Origin of the sequence: Cerasibacillus quisquiliarum (genome assembly GCF_014202495.1) — a bacterium.
Taxonomy (GTDB): domain Bacteria; phylum Bacillota; class Bacilli; order Bacillales; family Amphibacillaceae; genus Cerasibacillus; species Cerasibacillus quisquiliarum.
This window is the reverse complement of sequence record NZ_JACHHA010000001.1, coordinates 15,218-33,985: the sequence shown is the minus strand read 5'-3', so window position 1 is coordinate 33,985 and position 18,768 is coordinate 15,218. Positions and strand designations below refer to the sequence as shown.

Below are 18,768 nucleotides of genomic sequence, written 5' to 3'. Positions count from 1 at the left end.
TTATTTACTCCCCTTCACCTAACAAAATAGAACTCAATTGTTCATCACGTTTGAATTCTTTAAAACCATTGCTTTCTTCAGCAATTTCCTGCAATATTTCAAGTGCTTCATCTTCTGTAACACCCTGAATCTTCATAATGGCTCGTTTTTTCGACTGCAACCCATTTAACACCATTTGTGATTGCTTATCAATTTCAGCCGCCTTATCTTCCGCAATCGAATCATCAAACGCTATCGACACTTCGTAATCATCTTTGGCGTTGAAAAGCGAATACTGTTTCGCTAGTGAAAGAATAGCGCCAATAAGCTCTTTCAATCCTTCTTCGATTATAACTTCATGACTTTGCTTTGATTTAAATGTTTTAGACTGCTCGGAAATAACCTCTGTTGCTGTTTTCATGCTTTGTCCATCAAATGTAAATGTACCTGATGAAAATCCTGTCTGCATTGCAAATAAGTTAAGCATGGCATTGATTGCAGCAATATGTTCATCAACCCTTAATTCAACGGAAATATCATGTACTTTAAAATCGTCCATTTCACCAGGAAGTGCTTCGTATGTTTCGTCTGATGTATCGAAATATCTGTGCATTCGTCCGTCAATCGGATCAACTACCGCTTTTACCATGTGTTCAGGCACGATTATTCTCTTTTTACCTAGTCTAAATTCACGGTTAAATGAATCAAACGCCACATCTATGGCTTTCATAGTATCTAATGCATTGGCAAACAGTGATATACCTAACGGACTTTGAGTATCAATGTTATTCGCTGTATTCGGCTTGAAGTAAACAAACAACGGTTTCTCAATCGCTGTCATTCCAACAATCGGTTCTAGATTTTCGTACTCTTTCAATGTGTTTAAAGGGACTGGAACACCTAGGTCTGTACCATTTCGTGATTCGTACAATTCATTGGTGACTGTATACACACCGTTTATCCATTCATGCCACTCAAGATGTGTGTATGTCTTGTCTCGTCTTTGTATCTGATTAATAAATACTCCTTCTCGAATCGTTTCATTGCTCCAGGAAATTGGCACGAAACAGTCAGCAGTAACAAACGATAACTTAATCTTGTCGTTTTCAACATAAGGTTTGATTACCACGCCACCCATAGCAAATGAATATTCTAAGTAGTCCTGGAACTTCTTGTTGAATTTGTTATCCTTAAAAACGTTATTAATGAATTCAGCAGTTGCATTTTTATCATCACCTATGCTAATCTCACATTTTTCGTTGTAAACCAGACTTGCCATTTCATTGGAGCTAACTTTGGCCATGTTCAATGTGTCCATTTTTCGCTCTTTTGTGCCTTCAATAGTTTTATATGTGAGTTTGTGCCAATCTTCGTGATAACCACGATAAAGCTGCTTCCACATGTCGATATACTGATACATTTCCTCATTGATCGGAATGTCTTTGTGATTTTCTAATGACTGCATGCCTTTCAAAATACCCAAATTGTATAGCCACCTCCTAACAGCGTTGATTGCTCGTTTAAACATTTTTTCACCACCTAAAATTTAAGCCCTAATTTGCGTAAATTGTCGTTTACGTAATAAATAAAAGCGTCGCAAGTATGATCATCAACTTCAATCACACGTGGATTGTCTGAATCTAGTGTTTTTTCATCCCACTGGTATTTCTTATGTTCTTCGATGAAAACCTTATTATTAGGTGTATCCAAATAATAAAAACGTCCATCAGCCAATAAGCTATGCACGTTATCAATCATTTCTATTTTCTTTTTCTTTGCAATTGGATGTAGTCTCAATCCATAATCTTTAAATATTTGATTTCGTAACGCTCCTTCTGCTGAATCGATGGTATGAACATCATATGGCTTTTTGAATGTTTCTCGTGTTTTTGTATAGAAATCGAAAAAGCCTTCCGATAATTCACTTGGCGCTTTCTTGTTAACTTTACCTTGTGGACTATAGTAATACGTATCTAGCAAAATAACCTTTCGTTTTGCAGTCAGTCCGAAAGCAAGATGAGTAGTTGCGCTCACTTGGTGACCAGTATCCGTTGCAGTATCGATTAAAATCAATGGATCATCGTCAAATAATTCATCAATCGGTTTAAACAATGACATATTATACACGTTTGTTCCCAAGCCCACAGGTTCACCCAAGTACAAGTAACGGTAATAATCATAATCATTACGTTTAATACGCTCTATGTCCGCAAGCATCTGTTCAGTAACGAAACCCAGTTCGTCATCTTGATAACTAGAATGATGCACTAAATAGTCATCTTCACCAATCATTGAATCTGACCACTCATTTATCCAGCTATACGGGTTACGCGGTGGGTTGTACGACCAAAAAAACTGTACGAACGGTGCTAATTCATGAACTTGTCGCATAAACGTTACGTTTGTTTGGTCAAATTCCTCTTGATTCTCAAATTCAGCACTTTCTTCATACCATACAGCTATAATGTCGTTAATGTCATTAGATTTGAGCTTCTCAAACTGATCTAGTCCATAGAAATAGAATGTAGAACCAGTAGCGTTGTGCGTAATCTTAAACGGTGCTACTGTCGCTTTAAAGTCGCCACTTTCGTTACCTGCAACAACAGTAAAACCAAATTTACCAATTGCCCACTGTATTTTGTTATAAACACTATCACGTATCGTACTAGCGACTTTACGCAATACTACAACGTTAGCTTTTTCGCCTTTACGGATATATTGCAACATCATATAAACTAATTTCAACGCAATAACAGACGACTTAAACGAGTTTCTACCGCCTTTCAATATGTTATAAGGCTTATTACTCGTCCACACCGATTTAAACGCTGGATTAACTTCCTTCTGGATATTGATAACATGTTTATTACTCATCGTCATCAGTCCAAGCATCTACTATTGTTATTTCTGGTGGAGCGTCTGTTGTGTTTTCTTTATTTATTTGTTCGATTTCAGCATTAGTCTTATCAATCTGTGCCTGCATACGTTTAATTTCAAGCAACCTGTCATCATCATGAGTAGATAACTCAACATATTGCTTTAACATATTTCTTAGTTCAGCCATAGAACGTGATAATGAATTCATGAACGTTGCTTGTTTATCCCAAGCGAACTGTAATTCATATTCTTTTTCAATCGGAACTTGAATCTCGTTCCCTTCTGAATCAATCACATTTTCTACTTTTAATTTCTTTAATTCCCTTGTTGTATCTTCTTTATTTTCAACAAACATAATCTGTTGCGCTCGAATGATAGATGCGAATTGCATTTGTATATTAGTCCACAATATATCAAGTGGATCTATGTTATTAATGCTGTTCATGATTTCAAGTGTTTCGCCTGGAAGGTACTTAGCAAATAAACCATGTGTTCTAGCGTTACTATTCTTCTTCATCTTTGCAGGTGGAGCGCCGGTGGACTTTCCGCCATGCATTCGACAACGACCGTTTGCCATTGCTCTATTTCTGCAAGGTTTACCACTTCTTGTCTTAGCTCCGCAATAATTATCTTTTTTGTTTGCATGGGGTTTGTTTTGCATTTACATTCGCACCTACCTCCTAAACTCATTGTTTTTAATTAGCTGATGTAGTACTTTACCAATCCTAATAATCATTTCTTCATCCTGATCATCGTATCCGGCTTCGTAAAAAATGGCGTGAGTTACCTCATGGAAAAATACATCTTCTTTTCTTTCTTCGCTTAAAGATTCCAGTATCTTTATCTTTGTATTTTGATAGTCACAAACCCCTTGAAAGTTTCTATCCGAATCTATTTCTATAAATTGTTGAAATTCAATATCGTATTCTATTCCGCCAACTAATATTTTACTAGGTATATTCATGTAATCACCTTATTTATTGGTATAATGTTCCTGAAGGGGGGTGAAAATGTATTGTCGAAAAAGAAATGTAACCCTAGCCCGAAAGTAAGAAAAGCTGGTCGAACTTTATCGACAAGCAAATCAAAAGCTAGAAAGTCTCAAGCTGGGAGAACTCTAGCTAAACACAAAGCTAGGAAACATTGAAAATACGAGCTAGCGTTATGCTAGCTCAACTATTATTTTAAGCATGAAAAAAGCACCCTGTTAAGAGTGCTTAGATATTTTCTTCGATAATTTTTGTTTTTAGAACGATCATAGATTTATCATTCTTATCTAGTGGAACTAAAACATCTTCAACCATTGCCATTGTCGGTATGACTTTATTTGATTTCTTGAGTGTTACTACAGCACTCATTGCAACTTTTGCATCTTTATTTGGAAACTCTTCAAGGTGTTTAATAAGTTCACTGACTTTCATTCTATCACCTCCTTTACCCCATCATACAACAGGGATTTTGAAGGCGGAAGGAAAAGTGCCGTTTTTTTCTTAATATAAACTCTATCTATGTTATGTGCATGCTATTACTACCACACACCAACACCGATTAATCTATGAGTTTGTTGCGTGATTTCTAACTATATTAGTAATAATACCCTTTCACCATTCATATGGGAATGAATGGCAATGTAAGGCAATCATACGGCATCTGTAAGGCAAGAAACTTTATTCTTTATCTTCGCTTTTGCTCTTTCGATATACGATTGAATCGTTCCTTTACTTAATTTCAGTTCATCTGCAATTTCTTCAAACGACAATTGATTTACAAAATGCAGCAAGTAGCATTGTCTTTCGCGTGGTGACAAAACTAATAAAATATCTGCAACTAATTCTTTTTCTTCATTCGTTAATTCGTTGTCATCTTCTTTCAATGAATCTGGTACTATATCAAGTGACGGGAATAGATCCATGTCGTATAAAACCCTTTTTTGATAGGCTGACCTTCTATCAATGCCTCTTAATTTGAATGGGTCCCTTCCCGTCTTTAACCACTTGATGACATCTGATATTTCTCGAATCATGCTGTTTATCTGTGTTTTGTCTATTCTATCTAATTCAGAATCACCCAAGGCGTCTTTCATAGCATACAGTGACTTTCTGCCTTCTTCGTATTCTATTATCAGTCTATCAACCCAACTCACCAGGACCACCCCAATTTGTGATATAATCTTGCTAAGGGTAGCCGGGGTGATTCCTGGCTTTTTTAATACCATTTTGCTAACATCAGGAAAATGGTCTTTTTTTCGATAAGAAGTAAAGAATTTTCACATCATTTACATCTACATTTTTATTACGTGATATATCTTCACGTATAAAATCCGTATCCGACTTAGTTACATTTTTATAATCTGCATAACCAGATTGAAACATTTTTCCGTTGTCTATCTCAAAGTAAACTCTCATACTATCCCACCTTAATATCCGTTTTCTTGCCTTTCGTGATTCACCTTATTTTTATCAAAATAGGCTTGTTCGATTTGTTCCCAAGTGAAGCCTAGCATTTCGCCCAAACCTACAAAATGTTCTAACATAACGTCATATCGTAAATAATCCTCGTATAGTTGTCCGTTTCTTTCTTCACATTTCAAACAAGAAATTTCATAAAATAAATCACTAAACTGCTCTGTGACGTTTGCGCAAAATATAGGCTCTGCATCTAATTCCTCTGGACAAACACCTATTTCCAACCCAATACTCAAAATGAAATGCAAACAATCGACGAACTCTTCAAGCAGTGGGTTATATTCTTTGTAAACATCTCCCGACGATTTGCAATCAGGACATATACCTGTACCGTCGTCGCCTGAACCATTACACCATTTGCACTTTATCTGTTTATAATCTTTTGTTCTTGGTTCTTGGTCATGGCTCCAAAACTTAAACCCTCTCCATTCGTTTGCTAACTCCCCTAATTCAACTAGCAAGGCTAATATCTTCTTATTTAGCAAGTCCTGTCCTTCCAGTCCTTTTTCTTTTTCGATTCGATCATCTAGTTTCTTTTGTATCGGAAATAGTTTTGAAAGATTCATTAGTATCCCTCCATAATTCTTGTCACAAACTCAACAGCTTGATCGTATTCTTGTTGTTTTTGTTCTTGCTCCTTAGCTTGTTTTATTAACTCGTTAAATTCATCAGATCCCCATTCGACATTTTTCATTGAAATTTCCTTTTTCTCTGGAATAGGAATATTCATTGCTTATCTCCTTTCAATGCTTTACGTGCTTTATTTCCATAATCGAGAGTTATTTCTGATTCTGGAACACCTAACCCAACCTTGTATTCTTTTTCATCAAAGAAGTAATTTTCTTCATTTGCATAGAACTCCAACGCTTCACGATAGCGTTTGTTTTGTTCTCTACATTTTGCATATTCTGCATTTCTTGCTACTACATTTTGTGTTACTTCATTCCGCCAAACTTCCAGCTCCTGCACTCGTTCTTGTAACCTTAAATTTTGTGCTTGCAATTCGTTATAATTCCTCTTTATTTCTTCCAAACGCTCTTTATCAGTCATAATAATCGTTCCTTTCTATCTCTTGCCTACGTCTGATGTACGCTTTTCTAAATCCGATCAATGCTGAAACATACAAAATTCCTAAAATCGTCAATAAAACCGTCATATTACCACTCCTCTGTCGTCAAACCTAGAAAAACTAAGATAATAAACACAATCACCATTGCAATCGCCATAAAATCACCCCAATTTATAGGCAATTCTTTCCGCCTGTCGTTTTTTAGTTGAATCTAGTATCTTTAATCATCTTTATAATAAAATCGCTAGAATCGCTTTATTTTGCTTTTATGTGACAATCTTCCAGCCATCACGTAACCTAGCCGTAATCTCGTATTTTCGTAATGGCTCGTACAGCCACACCTTGTGGCCTTCTTCATACCGATATAGCAACATCCAGATTCGCTTACGTCCTCTCATTCACTCACTTCCGCTCGTTTTGGCATGTGCGACTCGTTTTCTTTTGTGTTTTCTATCAAGTAATCTAGTATTTCGATTTTTTCGATTACATAGTTCGGATCGTTAGCATGTGAAACTATTTTGGTTAATTTATCTCTCCAAGCGATTGCTTTTTCGAGTGTTGTCATATCTCCACAAACCTCCCTTTTTCGAGTTTCAAAATACTTAACTTATGCGGATACTTCTTGTTAAACATTTTTTCCTTGATACGGAACACATCCGTCTTATAGCCTTTTATGTCCACAACCTCGATAGAGCCGTCCTTGTGATGTATTTCAAAATCTGCTATGTAGTCGATGGCTCGATGTTTTTTGCCATGCTTTTCAAACCCATCTAGCAATCTATATCTAGGTTGCAGGCGGAAGAATAATATTTCTCCCGCTCGCTCCATTAATTTTAATTCTTGGTAATATCTCGCTTCTGCCTTTGAATCGAACGTATGACCATCTAACTGAACCTTTTTGTTACGATACTTGGAACGCCTTTTGCTCATTTTGCGATATTGCCTTGCTGTCATTCGTTGCATTGTGTTCATCCCCTAAATACTCATCAATCGTTGTCTGATTCTTCTTAAATTCCTTGTCTGCTTGTTCTTGCAAATGCTTTTTATAACAAACTGGACCGAATCCTAACTCTCGACTTTTTACAGTTTTTAATCGTCTGTTACAACGTAAACAGTTGATAACTTGTTCCATTCACTAAACCCCTTTTTCATAATAAGAAAACACATTTATTTTTTGGTTTTCCGAATTTATTTGAAACCACTTATCGACATGATCTACTTCTCTAATTTCTCCATACTTCTCAAACTTTTTAATCCTACTCAATGCCTTCTCTCTTGTATCGCTTAAAAGCTCTATATCAATATGATTCGTGTGCTTTAACAAGTCTTTTAGCTTTGTGTTGTCATCAATTACTAAGTTGTCGCCAAAAAGATTCATTTGTGCATTATCCATCAATATCACCTCGAACGCTCTTTCGTTTTCTTAAAAACATGCTCACGTATTTTCTCCGCTGTCTTAGGTCCGATCCCTTTAATGTTCTCAATACCTTCAAAATTTTTTGCTATAACATTAGCAGCATGTTCGATTCCGTCCTTGAAACCTTCTTCGTATCTTTTGATTAACAGTGGATTTCTCAATTTCTTACGTCTTTTTGTATGAATCACGTCTGCCACCGCCTTTTAGATAATTCTCAATTTTGGCGTTTGTACTTGAACGTTTTATCCATTCGTTTATTTCTCTTGGTATAATCACTGGCGATGGTCCACGTCTGCGTTTTGATTTTTGTTTAGTCATGGTAATTTCTCCTTTCAAAACCACCTATTTTCCGGACTCGCTATATTAACTTCTCTAGCTTGTGATTCGGTTTTAGCCGCTAGAATCATAGCTAGTTGTCGATTGGATTTACCTTCTGTGTTGTAATAACCAAGTTGATTTAGTTGCTCAATGTATATCTTGCGAACGATTGACTGTTCTTTCACTTGATTCACCACCCTTTAACTAAATCTTGAATATCAATTCTGCTTTTAGTCGCTTGGTGCAGTAACATCAATGTGACTTCCATTTTTGGGCGTTTAAGAAGTCTTGAAATCTGCGACACGTCTTTGCCTGCATTAAATAAAGTAGCTGCCTCTCTCACAACGTCGTTTTTATGCCTAAATTCTTGGTTTTCAAGCAGTATCGTGTAGTCTGTAAACAATCCATGACTCTTTAACTTCGGTTGTTTTTTTAAATTCACACTCATGCTGTTTCCTCCATTTTTTTCTTATGAATCTCCCCACGACAATGACCCGCATTATGTCCAAGCTGAAATATCTTTTCCATTCCAAGGCTAAGCTGTCTTTCGCTTAGCCTGTTACTTTTGAATAAATCGATAATGGCTTGCTTCCACATTTCCTTTTCTTGCTCTTTTTCAAGGGCTTGCCGTTCCAATTCTTGCATTTGCATCATCCTCCGAATAACGATAGTCAAGATTTAAAAATGCACCGTATTCCTTTAAAAACGCTAGTTCCACTGTTCCTGTAGGTCCGTTACGTTGTTTTGAAAGAATGATTTCAATGATGTTCTGCTTTTCCGATTCCTTGTCGTAATAGTCATCACGATATAAAAAGCCAACAACATCGGCGTCCTGCTCAATGTTTCCTGAATCACGTAAATCAGACAGCATTGGTCGTTTATCTTGTCTTTGCTCAACTCCACGTGATAACTGTGATAAAACTACAATCGGAATATTTAATTCCATCGCTAACAATTTCAAATCTCTTGTCATTGATCCAACTTCTAGGTTTCGATTTTCATATCTTCCAGTTGTCTGCATTAGCTGCAAATAATCTATTATGACAAGATGCTTTTCGTCTGGTGCGTCATTAACTGCTTTTCTTACGATTGCTCTAATATCATTGATTGTCCTGGTCTGGTCATATATGTTTAGTTTCCAATTCGAAATGATTCCTATCGCTCTCATGGCTTTGCTGTAGTCATCTGTCGAAAATGCCATCGAACGCCATTTTTGACCGTTTATGCGTCCCTCTGATGAAATCATTCGTTGTAATAACTGTTTAGCTAACATTTCTAAGCTGAAAATATGTGTTGTTCCACCGTTTTTACAATGACCCGATCCCATGTTTAGCGAAAAAGCTGTTTTACCGACAGATGGTCGTGCGGCAATGATGACTAAATCACCACGCTGTAAACCACCTGTCATGTTGTCGAAATCTGTAAATCCTGTTTTAAATCCATTATTAAGTTCATCTGATGATGCTGACATATCATCGACAATCTCAGATAAGTGATCGACTAATGTTTTTTCTTGTGCTTGTACACCGACTTCTTTCAGAGTTTCTAACTCCGCAATAAGCTCATGTAGCCTTTCATCATTTGGATTTTCTGCATACTGTAAAGCAATCTGTCTAGCTGTTCTATTCCTGTACGCTTCAAATACCGCTGATTCATAATGTCTTAAATTTGCTGTTGTTGGAATAGACGTTGCTAAATTCGTAAGATAACTGACACCACCGACGCTGTTAATATCATCAGCTAGTTCAGTTGTAACTGTTACCAAGTCAATGCTTTGCTCTTTATCTGCGACTCGTTCAATAGCTTGATATATTTTTTGGTGTATAATACTACCAAAATGCTTATGTTCCAGTCTTAAGTCCTTATATAGTTCACCTTCCATAAGCACAGATCCGATAACTGATTGTTCCGCTTCCCTGTTTTCCATCATTGCCTTTTCACCTGTACTAGCTGTAAGAGTTGTTGTCTAAATCGATGTTTGACTTCATCAGGCACTTGTTGTGCTTCGCGTTTCCACTGCTTCATTTGTTCTAAATGTTTATTTTCATCTGGTGCATAAGCTGATAAATCTGCGATTGTCGGCGGAAAGCGATTTTCGGTTACGTATGTTTCTGCTTTTGCCATTACTCGATTAAAGTCCATATCTTTCATCATCCTGGTCCACACATCAAGTTTGTGACTAGATACTTCAAAGTTTGGATATATACTTACTAAGAACTTGAATAATTGCTTAACTTGTTCCCGATTCATATCAACACCCCCTACAAATTATCCCAGTCAATGTCCTTTTCCTTTTTTGGTTTACGTTTATTCTTAAATTCAACTTCTGCAGCTTCAACATCTTCCAATGTTTTAATGTTATTTGAATGCCACTTTTTAAGAATCCCTTCAGCATAGTTAAATCTTTTACCTTCTTTCAAAGCTATTTTCATAGATTCTATTACTAATTCATCTGATAGATCGTTGCACCATTGTTTAATGCTTTCTGAAATGAAGGGGCTCAACACTCCAAAGTTCGTTTCATAAAAATGAAATGGATTTCCCTTACTACTACTTTCTATGTTGTTAGTCTCTGTGTAGTCTATGGTATTGGTCTGCTCATTTTGAACAGGTGCATCTGTCCATTTTGAACACTCCGTCTGCTCATTTTGAACAGATGGTCTGCTCACTGATTTTATTTGTTGGTAATTGATCGTGTACCATTTTGTATTATCGAATCCCGCTTTGTTATAATTTCCCACTAAAAGTAAGTTTTGTTTTTCTAAACTTGTTATTGCTCTTCTTATTGTTGATTTACTCCAAAACGGAAACTGTTCCACCCATCCGTCATAAGTGTTGTAAATCCAATATCGTCCATCCCTGTAGTGTTTCTTCTTTCCTAACCAAAAATGAATCTGTTGCAGCATAATCGCTTCGTTCAAACCAATCTCTTTTGCAAGTGATGGCAATACTATCAAAGGATATTCATCAACTAGCAAACTTCTCACACCAACCACCGCCTTTAAGCTATATAAACTGGTTTACCAGTAAGTTCTTGTATTTCTCGCTTGAAGCGTTCTTCATCTGAATTGCTATCCGATAAGTGCATCAAATGAATTTCTTGCACTCGACTTAGATCATTCGCTTTAAGAAATTCCTTGACGTTCTCTAAGCTGAAATGCGACTTAACTAATCGTTTTTTCATCAGCTGTGGAACACGTCCGCTTTCTATGTTTTCATTTAGAATATCCATGCTATAATTACACTCGACCATGATATGAGTAAGCCCTTTGAATCGATAACGAACATAGTACGTGTCCGTTGCAAATAGAAGCTTTTCGCCTTGCTGATTCATAAAAAGGAATCCTAATGGCTCGTTAACGTCATGTTCAACATCAAAGGACAATACCTTCCATGTACCGATTTGAAATGCCTTCTTAGGCTCAATAACTTTCAATCTATGATGTTTAATACCTTCTGCTTCTGCTGTTCCTTGTGACGTATAAACGTCAATTCCTGCTTTTAAAACGTCTTTAATACCTTTCGAATGATCCTTGTGCTCATGACTGACCAAGCAACCTGCTAGATTGCTAGTTTTGAAATCTAATGCTATCTGTATGTCTCGAAAGTTGATTCCGCATTCTAGGAGTAGTGGGGTGCTACCATCTGTAACGTGGTAGCAATTCCCCGAACTTCCAGATGCTAATGTTTTAATCTCGATCATTAGAATGCAGGCCCTTCATTCGCGAACATATCTTGTTGCTGTGGCTCTGGTTCAGCTTTTTCAGTCTGTTGTTGTGGCTCTGGTTCTGATTCGACTTCTGTAAACTCCGCATCTTCAATATTTTCCTCTTCAAAATCAAGCGTTTCCTTATTTGCGTTTTCTTCTATTTCTTGCTGTGCTTCAGCTTCAACGATTGCATCATCTTGTCTATTGAAATGCTGAATAACTAAACTTCCATCATCTGAACTATTAATAAATCTCTTACAAGCACGATTGATTACTGTCTTCTTAGCCATTTCCTGTCTAAATTCGTCATGTGTAGATCCTTTTCTTTCTTCCGTTTGACCTTTGCCCCACATTTGAGATTTGGACCAGGCTTGCCGAATTTCATCAATTGTCATTAACTCGTGATAAACATTGCTTGAATCGAGAACAATTGTGCAGTAGGCACCGATAATCTTGTCTTTATTGATGTTTCCAAACTTTTGCTTGTGTTTTAAATTAGTGATCTTACCGTTAACCATTTCATAATCAACTTCATCGCCTTCATAGATCACGTTTGCATTTATTTCTTTGGCACCTGTAACCCTTTTTGTCACTGCCATAGTACCGAAATATGAACGTTGGAAAACTAATGTATTTCCATATGCAATAAAATACCCTTGTTTCTTGGCTGGATTTAGCCCTTGAACAACCATGTCTAACAATGCGTTTGCGATACTGTCTCTAGTACATGACTCTAATACTGGACGCTTATTTCTGTCTTTTGTTTCCTGTAAAATCAACCATGCTGATTTCATTGCGTTATCAGGTGAGTAGTTAGCAGGGAAATGAATTTCCCCTGCTTTTTGAAACTCACGAACTTTATTTTCAACAACATCTACTACATTCTTTTTCATAATTGCTAACTGGTTTTGATTACTCATTTTTTGTTTTCCTCCTTGAATTGGTTATAAATTTTTTGTAATAAATGCTTATTTAAGTCGTGCCATGTGCACCCTGATCTGACCAATTGACTAATCACTGGATTTCCTGATTTAACAGCATTGCCCCAAACTTTGTCCATTTCATCCATCGTTATTCCGTTGTCATAGCAAAACGACTTTGCTCTATCGATTTTTTGTACCATTTACGCCACCTCGCTTTCGCTCTGATTTACTGTTTCGATTCGTAATTTTTTATCTTGTTCACTTACAATCAAGCTAATAACCTGTGCATCGATATCTATCAAGCTGGTAACTGATTCTGCGTTATCAACAAAGATTGGAGCAGACACTCCATAATGCTTAGATAGTGTATTGATGATGTCTAAACCAACGTTGATACGTGCAGCATTGTTCAAACCACCGCTGTATGGAATACCTTCATAAGTCGTTTCACATACTTCTTTTAATCCACCGTTAATCTGTTGTTCAAATAGCTTGAATCTCGCATATTTAAACTTGCTGTTAATCTTTTCTTCTAGTAGATCAACCTTCGTTCTGATAAATTCTTCTGTTAAATAGAGTTGATGTTCTAGTTCTTCAAACTCTTGTGCTAGTTTCCTTTCTTGTGCTTCAAGTTCTGCGATTCGTTTTAACGATTGTTCTGTTTGCTGTAGCTTGGTAAGGTCCATTTGTAAAGCGTTTTGTTGTTCTTTTAGCGAAGCAACTTCTTGCTGGACCTTTTGAACTGATTCATCAACTGATTGTTGTAATACTTCAATCTTTTTTTCTAATGCTTGCTTTTCTTCCTGGAGCTTGATGTACTGCTCATTTTCTTCGACTGGTTTAACAGTTGATTCAGCATGTTGAATCTTCTCTTTGAGCCGTTCAACATCTTTAGCTTTCTTCTTTCCGATTTCTGTCGTTTTGTCGATTTCTCTTTGAATCTGTTCGTTTTCTTGCTTCAATTCATCAGTTTTCTTTTTAAGATCGACACCTTTTTTATTGATGGACTCAAGTTCATTTGCTTTGTTCAAATTAAAACGTTGCTTGACTTCTTCTACCTGTTCTTGTGGTAAATCCTGTTCGCAAGTAGGACATTTGCAATTTGATGAATGATCAAATTCTTTAGCATTAACTTCCGTCCATTTATTTCTTAACTCGTTCATCTGCTGTTCAAAGTCTTTAATTCGTGATTCGTTTATCTGTTTTTGCTGTTCTTTGTTTCGTAAATCGTTACGCAATATGGTTAGGTTTGATTCTTCTTCCTGTAGCCTAGTCTTTAGCTTGAATAACTCCTGCTGTTCATTTTGAGTATGTTCGTTACGGACATTTGCAATCTGTAGATCAATGTCACTGATTTTCTTTTTAATTTCATTCACTTCTGAACCGTTGCGAATGTTGTTTATTTCTTCATTTTTAGCGTCTATTTGCTTGGATAAGTCATTCAGCTTAATTTCTATCGCTTGTTTATCTAAACCGTTCACGTCTGGTAAATTTCGATTGATTTCATCAACTCTTACTGGAATCATTTCTAGTTCTCGATTGATTTCTTTACGCTTAGCAGCAATCACTTTCTTATGATCATCAATCGAACGATTGCCAAGTATTTCTGTTAGTTTTGAAAGTGATTCGTTGGAAGCAATAACTTCTTCATCTGTAACATCACCTGCAATTTCAAGTAATGTTTTTCTACGGTCCTGCCATTTAAGTTGCTCGTTGAAGTGCGCTGGATTTGTCAGTAACTTAAATACTTCTTCATCAACGATTTCGCTTATTTTGCCTTCATACTCTTTCTTTTTGCTTGGAACACCGTCGATATAATAATCAGTTGTATGACCACTGAACGACTCGGTTACTGATCCACGTTTCTTAGTCCATTTTTCTTTAAACACTTTCTTTAGTGTCAACTCTTGACCATCTACAGAAAGAGTTGCTTCTACTTCATGATTAAGCTTATGGACTGGCTTTCCATCTACAAGCGTCTTAATTTCAAACTGTGTTGAGTTTTGACTGTCCTTGCCGAACAACAGCCACACAAATGAATCAAATACTGTTGTTTTACCTGTAGCGTTATCTCCGTACACTTTAATGTCTTGACCATCAGCATTTAATTCGAACGATTTGATACCCTTAAAATTGGTTAGCTTTAAATTAAGCAATTTGATTTGCTTCATTTCTTAATTCCTCCGTTCTATCCAAAAACTGATTAATTAACTTATTAAGCATTTCTGCTGTATACTCCATCCCGAAAACGTGAGACGAATAAATGTCTAAAATGATATCCATTAACAATTTTTCTTTTTCATAACTGGAAAGTTTTTGCACCTTAGAAAGCATTGAATCGTACTGCTCTGTAATACTCATGGTTTTTCACTCCTTGCCCACACCCTATAAATGTTTTAAAATATAGGTGTGGAGTATTTTTGTAACACTTCCCTTTGCCTGTTGCTGCAACAACAGGCATTTTTTTATGTCTATCCTCCTTTCGTTAGGTTTAGGGTAATCCACCCTTATCAGACCAGGAACAGTGGCACAAAACAGTGAATTAGGAGGTATCATGTGTTCCCAGTCTGACAAGGAAGGACTAGCCTTCACTTGCTACATTTGATATAATGTAGGTAATTCAGGATTCCTTAAAACTCATCGTTTACGGCACGATGGGTTTTTTCTTTTAAATAAACGATCTCGTCTAAATTAGCAGTCAACATAACGTCTGCATTTCCTTTGTTGTCTTCGAGGTTATACTCACCATTAGCGTCTTTTTCGTTAAACACCGTGTATGCTTTGTCGTTTTCGTCTCTGAATGTGATGTTAAAAATTCGATGGGTTGTATAATCCCAAACGATTATCCCAACTGGATACTCATTACCCCAAACTTTAATAAAAGCTCTCATATCATCACTCCTCATCAACTTCGAATATTTCATAATTTGTTTTATGCAATCCTTTTCTGTATCGATAAACATAGGAATATATAGATCCAATTGTTAAACCAGTTGCTTTCGATATTTCTTCAGCTGTTCCTTCCATCAAATACTCATCATTTTTGTAAACAACGTATACAGTTCGCTTACTTTTGCGACGTTGAAATTGACGTGTATTGATAATTTCATCAAGTGTCCAACCTTTAAGTATTCTGTGATAAACAGATGATTCAGTTAGCGTTATTCCTTTTTCCTTAGCCATTGCAACAAGTTGATCAGTAGTCAGCATTTTTACACCTCCTATGAGTTAATCAGTGCAAACCACAAAAACGCTAAACTCGCAACAAACAACACTGTATAAATCCAGTCGTACTTATTTTCCATATAACATCATCCTTACAACCTTAATTCCGTTCGCTTCAATAAAGCGCCGCAATTCATCTTCCTTTAACTTTTCTCGATTCATCTTAAGTAGTTCTTCAATCGATCTAAGTGCGTCATAAACTCGATTTCTCGCTATTTCAATGTCGCCTTTCTCTATATAACAAATTGATAGTTTCAATAGGTCCTTTGCACACTCAAACTCATTGGTTGCGTGTTTAATATCACCAGGTAAAAAGTGCTTAGAAAAATCCATTTATAATACCTCCTATAAATCCAACTGCCATTGTGGATATTAAATCTAATGCATGCTGCAACATACCGACATCAACACCTAGCACCATTGCTGCTAAAACTTCTTGTGAACCTGTAACGTTGACCCAATTTAATAGGTCAATTGCCTTTAATTCGTATTTGCCTGTTTCTAAGCGACTAATATTGCTAATTGACATGTGCAATTCATGCGCCATATCTTCTTGACTCAATCCTGCTGATTTGCGCATCTTTCGTAAAATAGGGCCAAATTCCAAGTGATCACCCCCTTCCAATTTGCTTTGTAAGCAAATTTGCTATGACAGCAAAGACTAAAGTCACAAAATGGTTTATATTAGACTTACACCAACCACCCGATTAAATTGCTTGATATGGATAATTAAGCCCAAGGTCCTTCCTGTTATCGATATCCTCGTTTAACCACTCAAAAAACTTCTTGGTCGGAACTCTCGGATGGCCAAGTTGCCTCGTAACTGGAAAATCTTTTCTGTTAAATAATTCGTTGCATTTGCCTGGGCTTATTCCAACAAGCTCCATAAACTGTTTTCTAGTAAGTAATGGTGGCAACTCTTGTTGCTTAAGTTCCTGCACTAAGACAGGAACTAGCTGATTCTTAATTTCGTTAGTAAGTGATTGAATAAATTCTTCACTGAATTCAACTTTTAGCATTTATGACACCGCCTTGTTAGTAATTCCGTATCTAATCGCCATTTCTTTAACGATTGTTAGGTATATTTCTTTCAATCGTTCATCGTCTGCAATAACATCCATTTTGTTAATGCGATTGACAGCTGTTTTAGAAGAACCTGCTTTTTTCATTCGTTCACGTTTGTTTTCCAGTCGTCTGCCTAAATCACATCTAGCACGTTCTTCTAACCGCTGATAACTTTCATTTCTAATGTCTCGATAAGCATCCAAATCATTACGTGTTTTAGAGATTTTAATAATGATGTCGTTCACTTCACGTCGCCAATTTTTTGGATTGAGAACAAATACCTTTCTTACATCTGACAACTCTTTTTTAGTCTCTTGAATTTCTTGCTTCATTTTCTTAGCTTCAATCTCTTGTTTAGCTAATGCCTGAACCATGTTATTCATAATTTGGAGTTCAGGACTAAGTTGTCTAATGTCTACACTTGTTGAGTAGCTTCCTGTTTTTCTAATCGATGGCAACACTTCTGATGTGATCCACTTTCTAAATCGTTTTGCTTCTGGTTTACGACTATCGAGAATGACATCGTATAGACCATCTTCATTTACAAACGTTGCTTGTTGCTGCCTGTTTAGGTTATCAAGGATGACCTCATTACTAATGACCCCATCTTCCAATCTCGTTTTTACTTGCGACGGATTACCAAGGCCGAGTATTTTACAAACATCACTCAACTTAAAAATTGGTTCACCACCTTTTTCAATAATCGTTAATTTGTGACCATCAAACATTTTTGTTAGTTGATTCATTTGATAACCCTCCTGATTAATAGTTAGTTTTCGTCATCACACCCGAGAGTCAGCATCTAATGTCTTGGCGTGGGCCTATGTGGCTGTCGCTCGTCATCTCTAGTGGTGAGTCATGGCGAAACTCCGCTCGATTAGACACTCAATCTCGAGTGTGATGTATTCGATTTAAATAGCTTGTCCTTCGCTTTGTTCACTTTTGCAAGCATAATCTATAAAAAAAATATCTTCAAATTTCACTCCTAATAGATCTGCTGTGTTTTTTGCTATTTCCGGGCCTGGATTTCTTGTTCCGTTTGCTATTTGGTTAGCATACGGTTCTGAAATGCCGATTGCTCTAGCATAAGCCCTTTGACTATATCCACTTATCATCAACAAGGATTTAAACTTATTGACATCTTTTAATTTAATCTTCAAAAGCATCAACTCCTTTCTAGTTGCTTGCTTTTGTGAACTTGCTACTGTAATCATATTAGCATGTTTTATTTACAATTGCAAGCACTTTTTTATAAAAAGTATATCTTTTTTTGTAAAGTTTACTAAAATAGTATTTAGGTGATTACAATTGGAAGCAAAAGACTTTGGTTTATATATAAGGAAGTTGAGAAAAGAGCGCAATATGACTATAAGGCAACTCGAACTTTATTCGGGTGTGTCTAATTCGTATTTGTCGCAAATGGAAAACGGTAAACGTGGTATACCATCACCTGAAATCATTAAAAAGTTATCGAACGGATTAAATGTTGATTATAACGAATTAATGAAACGGGCCGGTTACTTAGAAGAAACAGAGAGTGAACAACAAGAATTCGAAAACTTCATAAAAGACCCTGAATTAAAAAGGTGGGTAAAAGAACTGCCTAAATCAAAGGAAGAAGACTTGGCTCGACTTAAAAAGATTTGGGAGTTCATCAAAGAAGAAACAGACAATAAGTGATCTACATCATTATGATGTTTAGATAATATTATTAAGGAGGG

The 18,768-nt window shown here is 36.4% G+C and carries 36 protein-coding genes; 1 reads left to right on the top strand and 35 read right to left on the bottom strand.

Features of this window, described 5'->3' with window-relative positions:
- Positions 1 to 4: 4 nt before the first annotated feature.
- The 35 genes from HNQ35_RS00265 to HNQ35_RS00100 all read right to left on the bottom strand — a co-directional run bounded on the left by HNQ35_RS00265 (position 5) and on the right by HNQ35_RS00100 (position 18,207).
- Positions 5 to 1,507, bottom strand: a complete 1,503-nt coding sequence (locus HNQ35_RS00265) for a phage portal protein (RefSeq protein ID WP_146935322.1) — start codon at positions 1,505 to 1,507, stop codon at positions 5 to 7.
- An 11-nt stretch (positions 1,508 to 1,518) separates the two neighbouring features.
- A complete protein-coding gene (locus HNQ35_RS00260) occupies positions 1,519 to 2,859 on the bottom strand; it encodes a PBSX family phage terminase large subunit (RefSeq protein WP_371862293.1) in 1,341 nt (446 codons plus the stop codon).
- Entirely contained in the window at positions 2,846 to 3,517 is a 672-nt protein-coding gene (gene terS, locus HNQ35_RS00255; protein ID WP_146935325.1) for a phage terminase small subunit, read from the bottom strand. Before terS ends, HNQ35_RS00260 begins: the two co-directional genes overlap by 14 nt.
- Before the next feature lie 12 nt (positions 3,518 to 3,529).
- Positions 3,530 to 3,820, bottom strand: a complete 291-nt coding sequence (locus HNQ35_RS00250) for a hypothetical protein (protein ID WP_218026186.1) — start codon at positions 3,818 to 3,820, stop codon at positions 3,530 to 3,532.
- A gap of 253 nt (positions 3,821 to 4,073) precedes the next feature.
- Positions 4,074 to 4,277 (bottom strand): hypothetical protein, encoded by a 204-nt coding sequence (locus HNQ35_RS00245; protein WP_146935327.1) that lies wholly within the window; start codon positions 4,275 to 4,277, stop codon positions 4,074 to 4,076.
- A gap of 218 nt (positions 4,278 to 4,495) precedes the next feature.
- A complete protein-coding gene (locus tag HNQ35_RS00240) occupies positions 4,496 to 4,999 on the bottom strand; it encodes a sigma-70 family RNA polymerase sigma factor (protein ID WP_246118030.1) in 504 nt (167 codons plus the stop codon).
- A gap of 82 nt (positions 5,000 to 5,081) precedes the next feature.
- The gene (locus tag HNQ35_RS00235) at positions 5,082 to 5,261 is read right to left on the bottom strand and encodes a hypothetical protein (RefSeq protein ID WP_146935330.1); all 180 of its coding nucleotides are present in this window, start codon (positions 5,259 to 5,261) and stop codon (positions 5,082 to 5,084) included.
- An 11-nt stretch (positions 5,262 to 5,272) separates the two neighbouring features.
- Positions 5,273 to 5,887, bottom strand: coding sequence for a dUTP diphosphatase (locus HNQ35_RS00230; protein ID WP_146935332.1), 615 nt, complete (start codon positions 5,885 to 5,887; stop codon positions 5,273 to 5,275).
- Positions 5,887 to 6,051, bottom strand: a complete 165-nt coding sequence (locus HNQ35_RS00225) for a hypothetical protein (RefSeq protein ID WP_170226581.1) — start codon at positions 6,049 to 6,051, stop codon at positions 5,887 to 5,889. The genes HNQ35_RS00230 and HNQ35_RS00225 overlap by 1 nt, the downstream gene beginning before the upstream one ends.
- Positions 6,048 to 6,371 carry a hypothetical protein gene (locus HNQ35_RS00220; RefSeq protein ID WP_146935334.1) on the bottom strand — a complete coding sequence of 108 codons (324 nt, stop codon included), beginning with the start codon at positions 6,369 to 6,371 and terminating at the stop codon, positions 6,048 to 6,050. The genes HNQ35_RS00225 and HNQ35_RS00220 overlap by 4 nt, the downstream gene beginning before the upstream one ends.
- 285 nt (positions 6,372 to 6,656) lie before the next feature.
- Entirely contained in the window at positions 6,657 to 6,788 is a 132-nt protein-coding gene (locus HNQ35_RS14105) for a hypothetical protein (RefSeq protein ID WP_260173481.1), read from the bottom strand.
- Positions 6,785 to 6,955 carry a hypothetical protein gene (locus tag HNQ35_RS00215; protein ID WP_170226583.1) on the bottom strand — a complete coding sequence of 57 codons (171 nt, stop codon included), beginning with the start codon at positions 6,953 to 6,955 and terminating at the stop codon, positions 6,785 to 6,787. Before HNQ35_RS00215 ends, HNQ35_RS14105 begins: the two co-directional genes overlap by 4 nt.
- Complete coding sequence (locus HNQ35_RS00210) at positions 6,952 to 7,353, bottom strand: DUF1064 domain-containing protein (protein ID WP_174771655.1); 402 nt, start codon at positions 7,351 to 7,353, stop codon at positions 6,952 to 6,954. The genes HNQ35_RS00215 and HNQ35_RS00210 overlap by 4 nt, the downstream gene beginning before the upstream one ends.
- Entirely contained in the window at positions 7,292 to 7,522 is a 231-nt protein-coding gene (locus HNQ35_RS00205) for a DUF6011 domain-containing protein (protein WP_146935336.1), read from the bottom strand. The genes HNQ35_RS00210 and HNQ35_RS00205 overlap by 62 nt, the downstream gene beginning before the upstream one ends.
- A 3-nt stretch (positions 7,523 to 7,525) precedes the next feature.
- Positions 7,526 to 7,783 carry a hypothetical protein gene (locus HNQ35_RS00200; RefSeq protein WP_146935339.1) on the bottom strand — a complete coding sequence of 86 codons (258 nt, stop codon included), beginning with the start codon at positions 7,781 to 7,783 and terminating at the stop codon, positions 7,526 to 7,528.
- Between the two features lie 5 nt (positions 7,784 to 7,788).
- Positions 7,789 to 7,995, bottom strand: coding sequence for a hypothetical protein (locus tag HNQ35_RS00195; protein ID WP_170226585.1), 207 nt, complete (start codon positions 7,993 to 7,995; stop codon positions 7,789 to 7,791).
- Positions 7,973 to 8,125, bottom strand: a complete 153-nt coding sequence (locus HNQ35_RS00190; RefSeq protein WP_170226587.1) for a hypothetical protein — start codon at positions 8,123 to 8,125, stop codon at positions 7,973 to 7,975. The genes HNQ35_RS00195 and HNQ35_RS00190 overlap by 23 nt, the downstream gene beginning before the upstream one ends.
- A gap of 14 nt (positions 8,126 to 8,139) precedes the next feature.
- Positions 8,140 to 8,310, bottom strand: a complete 171-nt coding sequence (locus tag HNQ35_RS00185) for a hypothetical protein (protein WP_170226589.1) — start codon at positions 8,308 to 8,310, stop codon at positions 8,140 to 8,142.
- A 5-nt stretch (positions 8,311 to 8,315) separates the two neighbouring features.
- Positions 8,316 to 8,573 carry a hypothetical protein gene (locus HNQ35_RS00180; RefSeq protein ID WP_146935343.1) on the bottom strand — a complete coding sequence of 86 codons (258 nt, stop codon included), beginning with the start codon at positions 8,571 to 8,573 and terminating at the stop codon, positions 8,316 to 8,318.
- Positions 8,570 to 8,770: a hypothetical protein gene (locus tag HNQ35_RS00175; protein WP_146935345.1), complete on the bottom strand. Its 201-nt coding sequence runs from the start codon at positions 8,768 to 8,770 to the stop codon at positions 8,570 to 8,572. The genes HNQ35_RS00180 and HNQ35_RS00175 overlap by 4 nt, the downstream gene beginning before the upstream one ends.
- Entirely contained in the window at positions 8,742 to 10,055 is a 1,314-nt protein-coding gene (gene dnaB, locus HNQ35_RS00170) for a replicative DNA helicase (protein WP_146935347.1), read from the bottom strand. The genes HNQ35_RS00175 and dnaB overlap by 29 nt, the downstream gene beginning before the upstream one ends.
- Entirely contained in the window at positions 10,052 to 10,375 is a 324-nt protein-coding gene (locus tag HNQ35_RS00165; RefSeq protein ID WP_146935350.1) for a replicative helicase loader/inhibitor, read from the bottom strand. Before HNQ35_RS00165 ends, dnaB begins: the two co-directional genes overlap by 4 nt.
- 11 nt (positions 10,376 to 10,386) lie before the next feature.
- Entirely contained in the window at positions 10,387 to 11,112 is a 726-nt protein-coding gene (locus HNQ35_RS00160) for a DnaD domain-containing protein (protein WP_146935352.1), read from the bottom strand.
- A 14-nt stretch (positions 11,113 to 11,126) separates the two neighbouring features.
- On the bottom strand, positions 11,127 to 11,828 hold the full coding sequence (locus HNQ35_RS00155; RefSeq protein ID WP_146935354.1) for an MBL fold metallo-hydrolase: 702 nt from the start codon (positions 11,826 to 11,828) through the stop codon (positions 11,127 to 11,129).
- On the bottom strand, positions 11,828 to 12,754 hold the full coding sequence (locus HNQ35_RS00150) for a recombinase RecT (protein WP_146935356.1): 927 nt from the start codon (positions 12,752 to 12,754) through the stop codon (positions 11,828 to 11,830). The genes HNQ35_RS00155 and HNQ35_RS00150 overlap by 1 nt, the downstream gene beginning before the upstream one ends.
- Positions 12,751 to 12,957: a hypothetical protein gene (locus HNQ35_RS00145; RefSeq protein WP_146935359.1), complete on the bottom strand. Its 207-nt coding sequence runs from the start codon at positions 12,955 to 12,957 to the stop codon at positions 12,751 to 12,753. Before HNQ35_RS00145 ends, HNQ35_RS00150 begins: the two co-directional genes overlap by 4 nt.
- Complete coding sequence (locus tag HNQ35_RS00140; RefSeq protein WP_146935361.1) at positions 12,958 to 14,928, bottom strand: AAA family ATPase; 1,971 nt, start codon at positions 14,926 to 14,928, stop codon at positions 12,958 to 12,960.
- Positions 14,906 to 15,118: a hypothetical protein gene (locus HNQ35_RS00135; RefSeq protein ID WP_146935364.1), complete on the bottom strand. Its 213-nt coding sequence runs from the start codon at positions 15,116 to 15,118 to the stop codon at positions 14,906 to 14,908. The genes HNQ35_RS00140 and HNQ35_RS00135 overlap by 23 nt, the downstream gene beginning before the upstream one ends.
- Positions 15,119 to 15,387: 269 nt before the next feature.
- Positions 15,388 to 15,648 carry a hypothetical protein gene (locus tag HNQ35_RS00130; protein WP_146935366.1) on the bottom strand — a complete coding sequence of 87 codons (261 nt, stop codon included), beginning with the start codon at positions 15,646 to 15,648 and terminating at the stop codon, positions 15,388 to 15,390.
- A 4-nt stretch (positions 15,649 to 15,652) separates the two neighbouring features.
- Positions 15,653 to 15,967, bottom strand: a complete 315-nt coding sequence (locus HNQ35_RS00125) for a DUF658 family protein (protein ID WP_146935368.1) — start codon at positions 15,965 to 15,967, stop codon at positions 15,653 to 15,655.
- An 84-nt stretch (positions 15,968 to 16,051) separates the two neighbouring features.
- Entirely contained in the window at positions 16,052 to 16,315 is a 264-nt protein-coding gene (locus HNQ35_RS00120; protein WP_146935370.1) for a hypothetical protein, read from the bottom strand.
- Positions 16,302 to 16,589 (bottom strand): helix-turn-helix domain-containing protein, encoded by a 288-nt coding sequence (locus tag HNQ35_RS00115; protein WP_146935372.1) that lies wholly within the window; start codon positions 16,587 to 16,589, stop codon positions 16,302 to 16,304. Before HNQ35_RS00115 ends, HNQ35_RS00120 begins: the two co-directional genes overlap by 14 nt.
- Positions 16,590 to 16,689: 100 nt before the next feature.
- Positions 16,690 to 17,001 (bottom strand): hypothetical protein, encoded by a 312-nt coding sequence (locus HNQ35_RS00110; protein WP_146935374.1) that lies wholly within the window; start codon positions 16,999 to 17,001, stop codon positions 16,690 to 16,692.
- Positions 17,002 to 17,793, bottom strand: a complete 792-nt coding sequence (locus tag HNQ35_RS00105; RefSeq protein WP_146935376.1) for a BRO-N domain-containing protein — start codon at positions 17,791 to 17,793, stop codon at positions 17,002 to 17,004.
- 165 nt (positions 17,794 to 17,958) lie between these two features.
- On the bottom strand, positions 17,959 to 18,207 hold the full coding sequence (locus HNQ35_RS00100; protein ID WP_170226590.1) for a helix-turn-helix transcriptional regulator: 249 nt from the start codon (positions 18,205 to 18,207) through the stop codon (positions 17,959 to 17,961).
- Between the two features lie 148 nt (positions 18,208 to 18,355).
- On the opposite strand from HNQ35_RS00100, the gene HNQ35_RS00095 reads away from it, so the two are divergent.
- Positions 18,356 to 18,727 (top strand): helix-turn-helix domain-containing protein, encoded by a 372-nt coding sequence (locus HNQ35_RS00095; RefSeq protein WP_146935380.1) that lies wholly within the window; start codon positions 18,356 to 18,358, stop codon positions 18,725 to 18,727.
- Positions 18,728 to 18,768: the final 41 nt, after the last annotated feature.

Bases quoted from the DNA above. Each gene is read 5' to 3' on its own strand.
- HNQ35_RS00265 (WP_146935322.1), bottom strand. From the start codon at position 1,507: ATGTTTAAACGAGCAATCAACGCTGTTAGGAGGTGGCTATACAATTTG.
- HNQ35_RS00260 (WP_371862293.1), bottom strand. From the start codon at position 2,859: ATGACGATGAGTAATAAACATGTTATCAATATCCAGAAGGAAGTTAAT.
- terS (WP_146935325.1), bottom strand. From the start codon at position 3,517: ATGCAAAACAAACCCCATGCAAACAAAAAAGATAATTATTGCGGAGCT.
- HNQ35_RS00250 (WP_218026186.1), bottom strand. From the start codon at position 3,820: ATGAATATACCTAGTAAAATATTAGTTGGCGGAATAGAATACGATATT.
- HNQ35_RS00245 (WP_146935327.1), bottom strand. From the start codon at position 4,277: ATGAAAGTCAGTGAACTTATTAAACACCTTGAAGAGTTTCCAAATAAA.
- HNQ35_RS00235 (WP_146935330.1), bottom strand. From the start codon at position 5,261: ATGAGAGTTTACTTTGAGATAGACAACGGAAAAATGTTTCAATCTGGT.
- HNQ35_RS00230 (WP_146935332.1), bottom strand. From the start codon at position 5,887: ATGAATCTTTCAAAACTATTTCCGATACAAAAGAAACTAGATGATCGA.
- HNQ35_RS00225 (WP_170226581.1), bottom strand. From the start codon at position 6,051: ATGAATATTCCTATTCCAGAGAAAAAGGAAATTTCAATGAAAAATGTC.
- HNQ35_RS00220 (WP_146935334.1), bottom strand. From the start codon at position 6,371: ATGACTGATAAAGAGCGTTTGGAAGAAATAAAGAGGAATTATAACGAA.
- HNQ35_RS14105 (WP_260173481.1), bottom strand. From the start codon at position 6,788: ATGAGAGGACGTAAGCGAATCTGGATGTTGCTATATCGGTATGAAGAA.
- HNQ35_RS00215 (WP_170226583.1), bottom strand. From the start codon at position 6,955: ATGACAACACTCGAAAAAGCAATCGCTTGGAGAGATAAATTAACCAAA.
- HNQ35_RS00210 (WP_174771655.1), bottom strand. From the start codon at position 7,353: ATGCAACGAATGACAGCAAGGCAATATCGCAAAATGAGCAAAAGGCGT.
- HNQ35_RS00205 (WP_146935336.1), bottom strand. From the start codon at position 7,522: ATGGAACAAGTTATCAACTGTTTACGTTGTAACAGACGATTAAAAACT.
- HNQ35_RS00200 (WP_146935339.1), bottom strand. From the start codon at position 7,783: ATGGATAATGCACAAATGAATCTTTTTGGCGACAACTTAGTAATTGAT.
- HNQ35_RS00190 (WP_170226587.1), bottom strand. From the start codon at position 8,125: ATGACTAAACAAAAATCAAAACGCAGACGTGGACCATCGCCAGTGATT.
- HNQ35_RS00180 (WP_146935343.1), bottom strand. From the start codon at position 8,573: ATGAGTGTGAATTTAAAAAAACAACCGAAGTTAAAGAGTCATGGATTG.
- HNQ35_RS00175 (WP_146935345.1), bottom strand. From the start codon at position 8,770: ATGCAAGAATTGGAACGGCAAGCCCTTGAAAAAGAGCAAGAAAAGGAA.
- dnaB (WP_146935347.1), bottom strand. From the start codon at position 10,055: ATGATGGAAAACAGGGAAGCGGAACAATCAGTTATCGGATCTGTGCTT.
- HNQ35_RS00165 (WP_146935350.1), bottom strand. From the start codon at position 10,375: ATGAATCGGGAACAAGTTAAGCAATTATTCAAGTTCTTAGTAAGTATA.
- HNQ35_RS00155 (WP_146935354.1), bottom strand. From the start codon at position 11,828: ATGATCGAGATTAAAACATTAGCATCTGGAAGTTCGGGGAATTGCTAC.
- HNQ35_RS00150 (WP_146935356.1), bottom strand. From the start codon at position 12,754: ATGAGTAATCAAAACCAGTTAGCAATTATGAAAAAGAATGTAGTAGAT.
- HNQ35_RS00145 (WP_146935359.1), bottom strand. From the start codon at position 12,957: ATGGTACAAAAAATCGATAGAGCAAAGTCGTTTTGCTATGACAACGGA.
- HNQ35_RS00140 (WP_146935361.1), bottom strand. From the start codon at position 14,928: ATGAAGCAAATCAAATTGCTTAATTTAAAGCTAACCAATTTTAAGGGT.
- HNQ35_RS00135 (WP_146935364.1), bottom strand. From the start codon at position 15,118: ATGAGTATTACAGAGCAGTACGATTCAATGCTTTCTAAGGTGCAAAAA.
- HNQ35_RS00130 (WP_146935366.1), bottom strand. From the start codon at position 15,648: ATGAGAGCTTTTATTAAAGTTTGGGGTAATGAGTATCCAGTTGGGATA.
- HNQ35_RS00125 (WP_146935368.1), bottom strand. From the start codon at position 15,967: ATGCTGACTACTGATCAACTTGTTGCAATGGCTAAGGAAAAAGGAATA.
- HNQ35_RS00120 (WP_146935370.1), bottom strand. From the start codon at position 16,315: ATGGATTTTTCTAAGCACTTTTTACCTGGTGATATTAAACACGCAACC.
- HNQ35_RS00110 (WP_146935374.1), bottom strand. From the start codon at position 17,001: ATGCTAAAAGTTGAATTCAGTGAAGAATTTATTCAATCACTTACTAAC.
- HNQ35_RS00105 (WP_146935376.1), bottom strand. From the start codon at position 17,793: ATGAATCAACTAACAAAAATGTTTGATGGTCACAAATTAACGATTATT.